This is a genomic window from Mesorhizobium sp. M0062 (genome assembly GCF_040323125.1).
Taxonomy (GTDB): Bacteria; Pseudomonadota; Alphaproteobacteria; order Rhizobiales; family Rhizobiaceae; genus Mesorhizobium.
Map to the genome: position 1 here is coordinate 120,782 of NZ_JAMYUO010000005.1, position 11,696 is coordinate 132,477.

Annotated in this window: 10 protein-coding genes; 3 read left to right on the plus strand and 7 right to left on the minus strand. The window is 63.4% G+C overall.

The window, feature by feature from the left end; translation table 11 throughout:
* Nucleotides 1–279: 279 nt before the first annotated feature.
* Genes NKJ64_RS08455 through NKJ64_RS08470 form a run of 4 tightly spaced genes read right to left on the minus strand, consistent with a single transcriptional unit; the run spans nucleotide 280 to nucleotide 4,354 of the window.
* The gene (locus NKJ64_RS08455) at nucleotides 280–921 is read right to left on the minus strand and encodes an ABC-type transport auxiliary lipoprotein family protein (protein ID WP_502897539.1); all 642 of its coding nucleotides are present in this window, start codon (nucleotides 919–921) and stop codon (nucleotides 280–282) included.
* Nucleotides 922–958: 37 nt separating this feature from the next.
* Nucleotides 959–2,332, minus strand: a complete 1,374-nt coding sequence (locus tag NKJ64_RS08460) for an MlaD family protein (protein ID WP_352462339.1) — start codon at nucleotides 2,330–2,332, stop codon at nucleotides 959–961.
* 14 nt (nucleotides 2,333–2,346) lie between these two features.
* Nucleotides 2,347–3,165, minus strand: coding sequence for an ABC transporter ATP-binding protein (locus NKJ64_RS08465; RefSeq protein ID WP_023684944.1), 819 nt, complete (start codon nucleotides 3,163–3,165; stop codon nucleotides 2,347–2,349).
* Nucleotide 3,166: 1 nt separating this feature from the next.
* On the minus strand, nucleotides 3,167–4,354 hold the full coding sequence (locus NKJ64_RS08470) for an MlaE family ABC transporter permease (RefSeq protein WP_352462340.1): 1,188 nt from the start codon (nucleotides 4,352–4,354) through the stop codon (nucleotides 3,167–3,169).
* A gap of 77 nt (nucleotides 4,355–4,431) precedes the next feature.
* On the opposite strand from NKJ64_RS08470, the gene dgcA reads away from it, so the two are divergent.
* Nucleotides 4,432–5,415 carry an N-acetyl-D-Glu racemase DgcA gene (gene dgcA / locus NKJ64_RS08475; RefSeq protein WP_352462341.1) on the plus strand — a complete coding sequence of 328 codons (984 nt, stop codon included), beginning with the start codon at nucleotides 4,432–4,434 and terminating at the stop codon, nucleotides 5,413–5,415.
* Here the strand turns inward: dgcA and NKJ64_RS08480 are convergent.
* Both NKJ64_RS08480 and NKJ64_RS08485 read right to left on the minus strand, forming a co-directional pair.
* Nucleotides 5,386–6,600 (minus strand): MFS transporter, encoded by a 1,215-nt coding sequence (locus NKJ64_RS08480; RefSeq protein WP_352462343.1) that lies wholly within the window; start codon nucleotides 6,598–6,600, stop codon nucleotides 5,386–5,388. The genes dgcA and NKJ64_RS08480 overlap by 30 nt on opposite strands.
* Before the next feature lie 104 nt (nucleotides 6,601–6,704).
* Nucleotides 6,705–7,520 (minus strand): UDP-2,3-diacylglucosamine diphosphatase, encoded by an 816-nt coding sequence (locus tag NKJ64_RS08485; RefSeq protein ID WP_352462345.1) that lies wholly within the window; start codon nucleotides 7,518–7,520, stop codon nucleotides 6,705–6,707.
* A gap of 120 nt (nucleotides 7,521–7,640) precedes the next feature.
* On the opposite strand from NKJ64_RS08485, the gene NKJ64_RS08490 reads away from it, so the two are divergent.
* Both NKJ64_RS08490 and NKJ64_RS08495 read left to right on the plus strand, forming a co-directional pair.
* The gene (locus tag NKJ64_RS08490) at nucleotides 7,641–8,420 is read left to right on the plus strand and encodes an SDR family oxidoreductase (protein WP_023806492.1); all 780 of its coding nucleotides are present in this window, start codon (nucleotides 7,641–7,643) and stop codon (nucleotides 8,418–8,420) included.
* A 159-nt stretch (nucleotides 8,421–8,579) separates the two neighbouring features.
* Entirely contained in the window at nucleotides 8,580–10,904 is a 2,325-nt protein-coding gene (locus NKJ64_RS08495; protein WP_023694169.1) for an NADP-dependent malic enzyme, read from the plus strand.
* Between the two features lie 5 nt (nucleotides 10,905–10,909).
* Here NKJ64_RS08495 and NKJ64_RS08500 read toward each other — a convergent pair whose 3' ends face one another.
* A complete protein-coding gene (locus tag NKJ64_RS08500) occupies nucleotides 10,910–11,530 on the minus strand; it encodes a DUF1287 domain-containing protein (RefSeq protein ID WP_352462346.1) in 621 nt (206 codons plus the stop codon).
* Between the last annotated feature and the right edge of the window lie 166 nt (nucleotides 11,531–11,696).

An 11,696-nucleotide genomic window follows, 5' to 3' on the forward strand; every position in this document is an offset into this window, starting at 1 on the left:
CCGCCTTTTTCTTTGTGCAAAATCGTCGGTCTGCGCTGCCCCTCATCCGCCTGCCGGCACCTTCTCCCCGTATAGCGACGGGGTGAAGGGAGATGGCATCAGCCTCGCCGCCCATACTGCAACGGTGACAATTGGCGGAATCATTGGCCGCGGCGTTCTTTCGCCCGTCACTATACGGGGAGAAATGCCCGGCAGCGCAATGAGGGTCAGCGCGAACCTGCGATATTTGGTCGAGTGATGGCTTAACGCGACGAACGATCGTTCGAAGCCTCGACCGGCTCAGATCACCGAATCCGTCCAGCCCACGATATCCTTCGCCGCCTCGCCGAAGGCGCTGTCGAGCGCGTTGACATAGGCCGGATTGCCGCCGCCGGAGACGGGAGCGGATGCGGTGAAGCTCTTCGAGGCGCGCACCTCGCCGTTGCGGTCGTTCAGGATGCGCACGAAGAGATTGACCTCGGCATGCTCGCCACCATTGACGCGGACTTCGAAGGAGCGGATCTCGACGATCACCTGGAAGTCGATCGCCAGCCCCTCGCCCGGCTTGCCGACGCCGGCAAAGCTTCCGGAGCGCTGGAAGGTTTCGGCGAGCCTCGCCTGCACGATCAGCGGCAGCCGGTCGGCCCATTGCGCGCCCTTGAGATACTGGATCGAGCGATCTGACGGCTTGATGACGATGTTCTGGCTGTCCAGCGCCTTGAGCGCGGAGGGCTGGGCGATCAGGATCTGGCGGCGGCTGTGGCCATGGGCGTCGATCGACGGGGCGGACAGCTCGAACGTATCGAGTGGCGCCGGCTTGCCTCCCAATGCCGCGCAACCAGCCAGCGTCAGGCCAAGCAAAACGACTGCCGATCTATACCCACCCAACCCGAACGTCACGCGTGATCCCCACTGTCCCCGGATCGTATGATGAATCCGCATCCCCGGTCCATGTAATTGCTGCGGGCGGGCACGGAAGTCAACGCCGTGCCCTGCCATCGAACTGCCGGACCTCGCCGTCGCCGCCCGACAGGATGCGCTGCGGGTTGCGGCTGAGATCGGTCACCGCCTCTTCGATGCGGCTGATCGAACGCCGGCTGTCCTGGACCAGCGCCTCGACATTCGACAGGCCCTGGCCCGAGAAGCGCGCAATATTGTCGGTGATCGTGCCAAGCCGGGCGTTCAGCGTGTCGGCGACCTGCTTGAACGACTTCAGCGTGTCCCTGGCATCGGCCATGACGCCGTCGGCTTGGCCCGAACCGAGCAGCGTATCGACCCTTTTCAGGATGCCGTCGACGCGCACCGAGGCATCGTTGAGGCGCGACGCAAGCTGTTTGGCGTCCTTGATCGTCTCGTCGATGTCGTCGGCCCGGTCGGCGAACTTGTCGGTCACCTTGGCGATGTCGGCGGCGGCCTTGTTGGCATTTTCGCTGGCCTTCTGAATGTTGGCGAGCGCCACGCGCACCTGCGCCGGATCGATGCCGTCGAGCACATTGTCGACCTTGGCCAGCGTGCCTTGCGTGCGCGTGGCGAAATCGTTGACCGAGCCGACCGCGGTATCGACGTTCTTGATCACGCCGTCGAGCTGTCCGCTGGTCTCCTTCAGATTGGCGGTGACGGCGTCCACATTGGCGACGATGCTCTTGATCTTGTCCTTGTCGACGGCATTGAGCAGGCTTTCGGCAGCCTTCAGCGTGCCGTCGAGCTTGCCGGAAACACCCTTCAGCTCATCCGACAGCGCGCTGACGGCGGTCAGGAACTTGTCGATGCCGTCGGCATTCCTGGCCAGCGCATCGGAAAATGTCTGGGCGTTCTTGACGGTCTGGGTCAGCGGCCCGCGCACATCCCTGGTGAAACCTTCGAGTTCGGAAAGCACCTTGTCGGCACGGGTGAAGATATTCTGCGCCGTCTGCAGCAGGTTGGTGACCGCCGATGGATTGGCGACGATCTCGGCGGTCCTGCCTTCCTTTGCCGCCTCTTCCAGGAGATTTGGTTCCTTTGGATCGGCGCCCTTCAATTCGATGTTGACCTGGCCGGCAAGGCTGGCGATGCCGATATCGGCCTGCGTCGATTTGGTGAGCGGCGTTGTCTGGTCGATCTCGGTCGTAGCAATGGCGGCATTGGGGTCATTGCGGTCGAAATAGACGCGCTTGACCACCCCGACCTTGACGCCGTTGAACAGCACCAGACTGCCGGGGCCGAGGCCGGAGGCCGAACCCTGAATGCGCACGCGCAGCTCCGCCGTCTCGCCGCGATCACCGATCTGGGCGGTCCAATAGACGAACCCGAACGCCGCCAGGATTGCAGCCAGGGTGAAAATGCCGACAATTACGTAGTTGGCTCTGGTTTCCATTGCCCCACTTATGTCTATGCGCGCGCGGCAAGATCAAGTTGCCGAGCGCGTTTTCCGCGGAAATAGGATTTGACCCACGGTTCTTCGCTTTTCAGCATGTCGTCGATCGTGCCTTCGACCAGGATTTTCTTGTTGCCGAGCACCGCCACGCGGTCGCAAGCGGTAAACAGCGTGTCGAGATCGTGCGTCACCATATAGACCGTCAGATCCATCGTATCGCGCAGCTTGACCACTAGTTCGTCGAATTCGGACGCGCTGATCGGGTCGAGGCCGGAAGTCGGCTCGTCGAGGAAGACGATGTCGGGGTCGAGCGCCAGCGCCCGCGCCAGGGCGGCGCGCTTGATCATGCCGCCCGAAAGCTCCGAGGGAAATTTTTGCGCGGCGTCCGGCGGCAGGCCGACCAGTTCGATCTTGAGCAAGGCCAGCTCGTCCATCAGTTTCTTCGGCAGATCGAGATATTCGCGCATCGGCACCTGCACGTTTTCCTGCACGGTCAACGCCGAAAACAGGGCGCCGTGCTGGAAAAGCACGCCAAGCCGCATATCGATGCGCAACCGTTCGATGTCGCTGGCCTTTTCGAGGTCGAGGCCAAACAGCTTGATCGTGCCGGACTGCTTGTGCAGCAGGCCGAGAATCGTGCGCAGCAGCACCGATTTGCCGGCGCCCGAGGCGCCGACGAAACCGAGGATTTCGCCGCGCTTGATGTCGAGCGCCAGTTTGTCGAGGATCAGCTTGTCGTCCAGGGCAACGGTGATGTCGCGCACCGACAGCACGATATCGTCTTCTTCCATTCCCTGCACAGCCTTGGTCGCCTTTGAGTTTCTGCGCATCATGTCAGAACTCGATCGATGCGTAGAAGATGGCAAAAAGGCCATCGAGGATGATGACAACGAAGATCGATTTCACAACCGAGGCGGTGACGTGCAGACCCAGCGATTCGGCGCTGCCGCCGACCTTCATGCCTTCTACGGAAGCAATGGTGCCGATGATCATGGCCATGAACGGCGCCTTGATCAGCCCGGCGAAGATGGTGCTGATATCGATCGCGCCGCGCAGCCGGTCGATGAAGGCCGTCGGCGCAATACCGGAATAAAGCCAGGCGGCTAGGATGCCGCCGCCAAGAGCGGCAAAATTGGCGACGATGGTGAGACAGGGCAGCGCGATCACCAGCGCCACCAGGCGCGGAAACACCAGCACGCCGATCGGGTTGAGGCCGATGACCTTCAGCGCGTCGACCTCCTCGCGCATCTTCATCGAGCCGATCTCGGCGGTGATGGCGCTGCCGGAACGGCCGGCGATCATGATGGCGGTCATCAGCACGCCGAGCTCGCGCAGGATCAGCACGCCGACCAGATCGACAACGAAAATGTTGGCGCCGAAATAGTTGAGCTGGTAGGCGCCCTGCTGGGCGACGATGGCGCCGACGATCGCCGACATCAGCACCACCACGGGGATGGCGCCGACACCCATGCGATCGATCTGGTTGAAGATCGCCGCCGGATTGATGGCATGGCCGCGCCCGAGCTTCATCTGGGCGCCGCCGATGGTGGCGCCGAGGATGTTCATCGAGGCGAGGAAATCGTCGCGCATCTCATAGATGCGGCGGCCGACCGCCTCCAGCCCGCGGAGGATGATGTTGGGGCGCCGGACGCCGCGCGATTCGGGCTCGCGCCGGACAGCTTCGCCAACGGCGCCGAGCAGGATCGAGGCGACATCGCTTTGCCCCTGCATCTTGATCACGACACCCTTCTTTTCGAAGACACTGACCAGGCGATCGATCAGCCAGGCTCCGGCGGTGTCCATCTTCTCGATGTGGGAAAGATCCAAAGCGAGCGTCTGGAAGCCTTTGCGCTGCTCGATCTTGCGCATCTCGGCGTCGATCAGCGCCACTGTCGTCGTCGTCCAGATGCCGGAGAAAGCGCAGCCGAGGACGCCGCCCTCCTCGCCGACCGCAACGCGGGGCTGGTGGTCGGCCTCCTTGGCGGCGTTGCCGCTTGCGTCGCGTTTGCCGATGGTCAACATGGCGTCCTGTTTAGCCTGACGGGTCGTACCTGTCGATTTGCCGACGACGCGTTGTCGCATAGCCGGAGCAGAAAATTATGGCGCGTGTCATTTCGGTTGAGGCCGAGCGTTTTCCCATTGCCGGCACCTTCACCATCTCGCGCGGGTCGAAGACCGAAGCCGAAGTCATTACCTGCACGATCAGCGATGGGGACAATCGCGGATGGGGCGAATGCGTCCCCTACAAGCGCTATGGCGAGACCATGGAGGGGGTGCGCGACGCCACCGAGGCCATGCGCCGGCAGATAGAAGGCGGCATCAGCCGCAAGGAACTGCTCGATGCGATGCCGGCGGGTGCTGCCCGCAACGCCATCGATTGCGCCTTGTGGGACCTGGAGGCCAAGATCAGCGGCGTTGCGGTCGCGGACGCCATCCACGTTGTGCCCTTGTCGGCGCTGGAGACGGCCTACACGCTGTCGCTGGGCGAGCCGGAGGCAATGGCGGCGCAAGCCCGCGCCAATGCCGGGCGGCCGCTGCTCAAGGTCAAGATCGGCGGCGACAACGACTTGGCCCGCATCCGCGCCGTGACCGAAGCGGCGCCCGACAGCCGCATCATCCTCGACGCCAATGAAGGCTGGACCGATGCCAACATCATCGAGAATCTCGCTTTCGCCGCCGAACATGGCATAGCCCTGATCGAACAGCCGCTTCCCGCCGGCCATGATGCCATCCTGCGCCACATCGCGCATCCGGTGCCGATCTGCGCAGACGAAAGCGTCCACGAGGCGAAGGACCTCGAAGCGCTTGTCGGCCTCTATGACGCCGTCAACATCAAGCTCGACAAATCCGGCGGCCTGACCGCCGCCCTTACCCTTCGCGACCGCGCCCGGGAGCTGGGATTCGGCGTGATGGTCGGCTGCATGGTCGGCACGTCGCTGGCGATGGCGCCGGCAGTGCTTTTGGCGCAAGGCGCCGACTTCGTCGACCTCGACGGTCCGCTGCTGCTTGCCCGCGACCGCCAGCCCGGCCTCGTGTACCAGGGGTCGCTGGTGTTACCGCCTGACAGGATGCTGTGGGGCTGAACGCGCGGCGAGCCCGATCAGCGCCAGGCCGATGATGGCGATCGGGATCATCGCCAGGAAGCCGTCGACGCCGTAGCGCTCATAAAGCGGGCCGGACGCCAGCGTCACCGCCGCCATGAAGAAGCCGTTGAAGAAATAGGCAATGCCTTGCGCCGCACCCGTGCGTTCTTCCGAAACCGTTTCGCCGATCATCTTCTGCAGGCAGATCAACACCATCGCCACCGACACCGAATGCAGGGTCTGGACGCCGAAGAAACCGGCGACGCCAAGCCCGAGTGGCCAGATCAGCGGAAAGGCGATCCAGCGCACGATGGAGCCGACGCCGGCGATCAGCATCACCTTGACGACCGAGACCGAGGCAAAAATACGGTTGAAAAACACGAACATGCAGACCTCGGCTACCACGCCCCAGGCCCACAGCAGGCCAACGACGGAATCGCTGATGCCGACCGATTTCCAGTAGATGGAGACAAAGCCGTAGAGGAAGGCATGGCTGGCGGTGATGATGCCGACGCCGAGGGTGAAATACAGGAAATACGGATTGAGAAGGCTCGGCGCCTGATGCTGGATGTCGGCGGCAGATAGCGGCGAAGCGCGGCGCGGGCGGCCAAGCCGCGGCGCCAGCAATCCGGCGACGAGCGCGGCAGACAATGCCGCAAAGATGATTACCGGCACGGCCTGCGGGCTCGTCCAGGCGAGGATAAAGCCGCCTGCGACATTGGCGCAGAGATAGGATATCGAGCCCCATTTGCGCATCGCGGTGTAGTTCGAGCCGAAGCGGCGCACACCCGACAGCGCGAGCGAATCGGCGATCGGCGAATGCGGCGTCCACACCACCGTCAGCGCCAGCGATACGGCAAGCACCGCCGCATAGGTGGGAGTGAGGAAATAGCCGGCGGAAAGCACCATCGTCGCGGCCACCAGCGCAATATAGACATCGGCCCTGTCCTTCGCCCGGTCGGCCAGCGCGGTCAGCAGCGGCGTCGTCACCACGCGCAGGAACATCGGCGCCGCCAGGATGATGGCGATCTGCTCGGCGTGGAAACCCTGGGCATGCAGCCACAGCGGGAAATAAGGCACATGCGTTCCCAGGGACATGAATAATGTCGCGAAGATCAGGCTCATGCGCAGTTCGAAATGGCGCGGCTTGACGAGTTGTTTGGGCGAGAGCGGCGGCAGCGACATGAATCGATCCAATTACGCTGCACAAAGGGCTGCAACGCAGATCGATCCCTTAACATGCGCGAAAGCGGTCCGAAACTGCCTGGACCAGTCGATTAACAGGAGGGTTATGCCGCTTCGACGACCTTGTCTTCGATGAGCAGCGGGATGAACGGCTCGTCCGGTGCTTCGGGCAGCACCAGCGCCCAGTGGATGATCTCCATCTTGCCGTCGAAATGTTCGACCACCGCCGTGCAGCTCTCCACCCAGTCGCCGGTGTTGATGTACTGCACATCCTCATAAGTCTCGATCGCGGCGTGATGGATGTGGCCGCAGATGACGCCGTCAACGTGCGAGCGGCGGGCCTCCTCGGTCAGCACGGTCTGGAACGAGCCGATGAAGTTGACCGCCTTCTTGACCTTGACCTTGGCCCAGGACGAGAACGACCAGTAGGGAAGCCCAAGCAGGTGGCGCAGCCTCGTCACCGCGCGGTTGACCAGCATCGCCGCGTCATAGGCGTAATCGCCGAGATAGGCCAGCCAGCGTGCATTGTGGACGACGGTGTCGAACTGGTCGCCATGGATGACCAGCAGGCGCCTGCCATCGGCGGTTTCGTGGATGGCGCGGTCGGCAACGACGATGCCGCCGAAATGCACGCCTTGGAACTGGCGCGCGAATTCGTCGTGATTGCCGGCGATATAGGTGATCGAGGTGCCCTTGCGCGCCTTGCGCAGCAGTTTCTGGACGACGTCATTGTGGCTCTGCGGCCAATGCCAGCTGCGCCGCAGACGCCAGCCGTCGACGATGTCTCCGACGAGATAGATGATATCGGCGTCGTGATACCGCAGGAAATCGATCAGGAACTCGGCCTTGGCCGCCTTCGATCCGAGATGCAGGTCGGATATGAACATGCTGCGGAAAGTGCGGGTTTCTGTACCGGACATCAGATCGTCACCGTTGCTTTCGCGCAGGCTATGCCCCGATTCATGCAACAACCGTATGACGGTTGCGATTGGGCCAGCCAAAGGGCTAGCGTGCCGCGCCATTCACAGGAGAAAATCGTCATGGATCTGGGCATCAAAGGCAAGAAGGCCATCGTCTGCGCATCGAGCAAAGGGCTGGGCCGCGGCTGCGCCATGGCGCTGGCCGAGGCCGGCTGCGATCTCGTCGTCAACGGCCGCAATGCCGAGCTGCTGGCAAAAACCGCGGCCGAACTGCGCGAACGCTACGGCGTGAAGGTGACCGAGATCGTCGGCGACGTCTCGAAACCCGACGTGCAGAACGCGCTCCTTGCCGCCTGCCCCGACCCGGATATCCTGGTCAACAACAATGGCGGCCCGCCCTTGCGCGATTTCCGCGAACTCGACCGCGCAAAGATCCTCGAAGGCGTGACGCAGAACATGGTGACGCCGATCGAACTGGTGCAGGCCGTCATCGACGGCATGGCCATGCGCGGCTTCGGCCGCATCGTCAACATCACCTCGCTGTCGGTCTACGTCCCGATTCCCGGCCTCGATCTGTCGTCCGGCGCGCGAGCCGGGCTGACCTCGTTCCTGGCCGGCGTGGCGCGCACGGTGATCGACCGCAACGTCACCATCAACAGCCTGCTGCCGGGCAAGCTCGACACCGACCGGCTGCGCGGCCCGCATGAGGCCGGCACGATGGAAGACCCGGCAGCGGCCGCAGCGCGCAAGACCCGCATCAGCGCCGACGTTCCGGCCAAGCGGCTCGGCACGCCGGAAGAGTTCGGCCAGATCTGCGCCTTTCTGTGCTCGGTCCATGCCGGTTATCTCACCGGCCAGAACATCCCGGTCGATGGCGGCCTCTATGTCAGCGCGTTCTGAAGGGCTCGATGGATAATCGGCAGGATTTCAGCGCAATCATTTGAAATAGTTCGATCTTTCCGGACCGGGTTGTTTTAGCCGCCCTTGCGTCATTTGGCGTCGCGAAAAACCATTTTTGCGTGCTAAAAGGCTGCAAAGCAGGTTTGAGGGAGCGGCCGCATGGAAGGCGAGAACAAGAAAACGGCACGTTCGGACCTCGACGAAGCCGCCCTCTACTTCCACAAGCATCCAAGGCCGGGAAAGCTCGAGATTCAGGCAACCAAGCCGCTCGGCAACCAGCGCGATCTGGCGCTGGCCTATTCGCCGGGTGTTGCCGCGCCCTGCCTCGAAATCCGCGACAATCCGGCAACCGCGGCCGATTATACAGCGCGCGCCAATCTGGTCGGCGTCGTCTCCAACGGCTCGGCCGTGCTCGGCCTCGGCAATATCGGCCCGCTCGCCTCCAAGCCGGTGATGGAAGGCAAGGCGGTGCTGTTCAAGAAATTCGCCGGCATCGACGTCTTCGACATCGAGATCGACGCGCCGGGCATAGAGCGCATGGTCGAGACGATCTCGGCGCTGGAACCGACATTCGGCGGCATCAATCTCGAGGACATCAAGGCGCCCGAATGCTTCGAGGTCGAGGCGCAGTTGAAGGCCCGCATGGGCATTCCCGTCTTCCATGACGACCAGCATGGCACCGCCATCATCGTCGCCGCCGCCGTGCTCAACGGGCTGGAATTCGCCGGCAAGACCATTTCCGACATCAAGATCGTCACCTCAGGCGCCGGTGCGGCAGCGCTCGCCTGCCTCAACCTGTTGGTCTCGCTTGGCGCCAAGGTAGAGAACATCTGGGTCACCGACCGCTTCGGCGTCGCCTACAAGGGCCGCACCGACGAGATGGATCGCTGGAAAGACCCCTATGTGAAGGACACCGAGGCGCGCACGCTGGCCGATGTGATCCCTGGCGCCGACGTTTTTCTCGGCCTGTCGGCCGCCGGCGTGCTGAAGCCGGAATTGCTTGATCATATGGCGCCTAAGCCGTTGATCCTGGCGCTGGCCAACCCCAATCCCGAAATCATGCCGGAGGTCGCGCGCGCCGCTCGTCCGGACGCGATGATCTGCACCGGCCGTTCCGATTTTCCCAATCAGGTCAACAACGTGCTTTGTTTTCCTTACATCTTCCGCGGTGCGCTGGACTGCGGCGCCAGCGCCATCAACGAGGAGATGAAGATGGCCGCGGTCCGGGCGATCGCCGCGCTTGCCCGCGAAGAACCGTCCGACGTCGCCGCCCGCGCCTATTCCGGCGAGACGCCGATCTTCGGACCCGACTTCCTTATCCCCTCGCCCTTCGATCCCCGCCTGATCCTGCGCATCGCGCCGGCGGTGGCCAAGGCTGCCTGCGACACCGGCGTCGCGACCCGGCCGATCACCGACTTCGCCGCCTATATCGACCAGCTCAACCGCTTCGTCTTCCGCTCCGGCCTAGTGATGAAGCCGGTGTTTTCCTCGGCCAAGGCGTCGACCGCCAAGCGCGTCATCTATGCCGACGGCGAGGACGAGCGCGTGCTGCGCGCAGCCCAGGTGGTGCTGGAGGAAGGCATTGCCGAGCCGATCCTGATCGGCCGCCCGCATGTCATCGAGGTCAGGCTGAAGCGCTACGGCCTGCGTATCAAGCCGGGCGTCGATTTCGGCCTGATCAACCCGGAAGACGATCCGCGCTACCGCCATTATGTCGACCTGTTGATCGAGCTTGCCGGCCGGCGCGGCGTGACGACGGAGGCCGCGCGCACCATGGTGCGCACCGACAATACGGTGATTGCGGCACTGGCGCTGAAGCGCGGCGATGCCGACGCCATGATCTGCGGCCTCGAGGGCCGTTTCGAGCGGCATCTGCGCAATGTGACGCTGGTCATCGGACCACGCGCGGGCGTCAAGGACCGCGACCTGTCGACGCTGTCGATGCTGATCTCGCAGCGCGGCATCATCTTCCTCACCGACACCCATGTCTCGGTCGACCCGACGGCCGAGGAAATCGCCGAAATGACCATATTGGCGGCGGAGGAAATCCAGCGCTTCGGCATCGAGCCGAAGGCAGCGCTGCTGTCGCATTCGGATTTCGGCTCGCGTGATTCTCCCAGCGCGCTGAAGATGCGGCAGGCAGCGGCGATCCTGGCGCGCGTTGCGCCCGACCTGCAATGCGACGGCGAGATGCATGCCGATTCAGCCCTGTCGGAGCATCTGCGCCAGCGCGTCTATCCGCATTCGCGGCTGAAGGGCGAAGCCAATCTCCTGGTGTTCCCCAACCTCGACTCCGCCAACATCACGCTGACCGCGCTGCGCACGATGATGGACGCGCTGCATGTCGGGCCGATCCTGCTTGGCACCGACAAGCCGGCGCATATTTTGACGCCGTCGGTGACCTCGCGCGGCGTCGTCAACATGACGGCGCTTGCGGTGGTCGAGGCGGCGCACAAGGCACAGGCGGTGGTTCATTTCAACTGACGCCGTCAGGCAGGCACGAAACGGTAATGCCCGGTCTGCTTGAAGGCGAACAGCGTGTCCTCCTTGCGGGCGCCCGACCCGATATTGTGGATGACCAGCGGCCTTCCCGGCACGTCCGCCGAGCGTTCGGATGAGACGATGACGATGTGCGGCAGGTTACCGGGCAGCATCTGGGTGACAAGATCGCCCGGCTGAAAGTCGGCAGGATCCTCGCTTACGGCCAAGGAAGCACCCTTGCGCCCGAAAAAGGCGGCAAGGTTGCCGACCCGTCGGTGATCGATGTTGCGGTCGGTCGCTTTCAGACCCCAGGTCTTGGGATAGGCGGCGAAATTGGCGGCCATATCCTCATGCACCAGTTTCTGCAGGTCGAGATTGAAGGCGCGGCGATAGGCGCGCACAATGACATCCGTGCACACGCCCCTATCCGGCGCGACGTCGCCGCCGGGATAGCCGAGGCGGACATAGGCCGGGTCGTAGAAGGTGGTGACGCCGATCTGCTCACGCCCGGCTTCGACCAATTTGCTGCGCCAGTCCGGAGCGGCTGGATTTTCCTGCGCCCGGACGGCGGGCGCCGCCAGGCACAACAGACCGAACTGCAGCGCGGTTCGACGGGTAATCGCGATCATGCCAGCTCCCCGGGGCATTGCTGGATCGTGGGATAATTCCGGGGCGATTGCGCCTTTTTCATGCAGCGGTGAGATCGCACAGTTGCCGCCCTATCCAAACGCCTCCTGCAGCGCGTCTATGGGCTAAGACCATCCTTGGTTGTAGATTGAGGGAACGGTTAACGGC

Coding starts and splice junctions, on each gene's coding strand:
- NKJ64_RS08465 (WP_023684944.1), bottom strand. CDS start 3,165: ATGATGCGCAGAAACTCAAAGGCGACCAAGGCTGTGCAGGGAATGGAA.
- NKJ64_RS08490 (WP_023806492.1), top strand. CDS start 7,641: ATGGATCTGGGCATCAAAGGCAAGAAGGCCATCGTCTGCGCATCGAGC.
- dgcA (WP_352462341.1), top strand. CDS start 4,432: ATGGCGCGTGTCATTTCGGTTGAGGCCGAGCGTTTTCCCATTGCCGGC.
- NKJ64_RS08455 (WP_502897539.1), bottom strand. CDS start 921: ATGCGGATTCATCATACGATCCGGGGACAGTGGGGATCACGCGTGACG.
- NKJ64_RS08500 (WP_352462346.1), bottom strand. CDS start 11,530: ATGATCGCGATTACCCGTCGAACCGCGCTGCAGTTCGGTCTGTTGTGC.
- NKJ64_RS08460 (WP_352462339.1), bottom strand. CDS start 2,332: ATGGAAACCAGAGCCAACTACGTAATTGTCGGCATTTTCACCCTGGCT.
- NKJ64_RS08470 (WP_352462340.1), bottom strand. CDS start 4,354: ATGTTGACCATCGGCAAACGCGACGCAAGCGGCAACGCCGCCAAGGAG.
- NKJ64_RS08495 (WP_023694169.1), top strand. CDS start 8,580: ATGGAAGGCGAGAACAAGAAAACGGCACGTTCGGACCTCGACGAAGCC.
- NKJ64_RS08480 (WP_352462343.1), bottom strand. CDS start 6,600: ATGTCGCTGCCGCCGCTCTCGCCCAAACAACTCGTCAAGCCGCGCCAT.
- NKJ64_RS08485 (WP_352462345.1), bottom strand. CDS start 7,520: ATGTCCGGTACAGAAACCCGCACTTTCCGCAGCATGTTCATATCCGAC.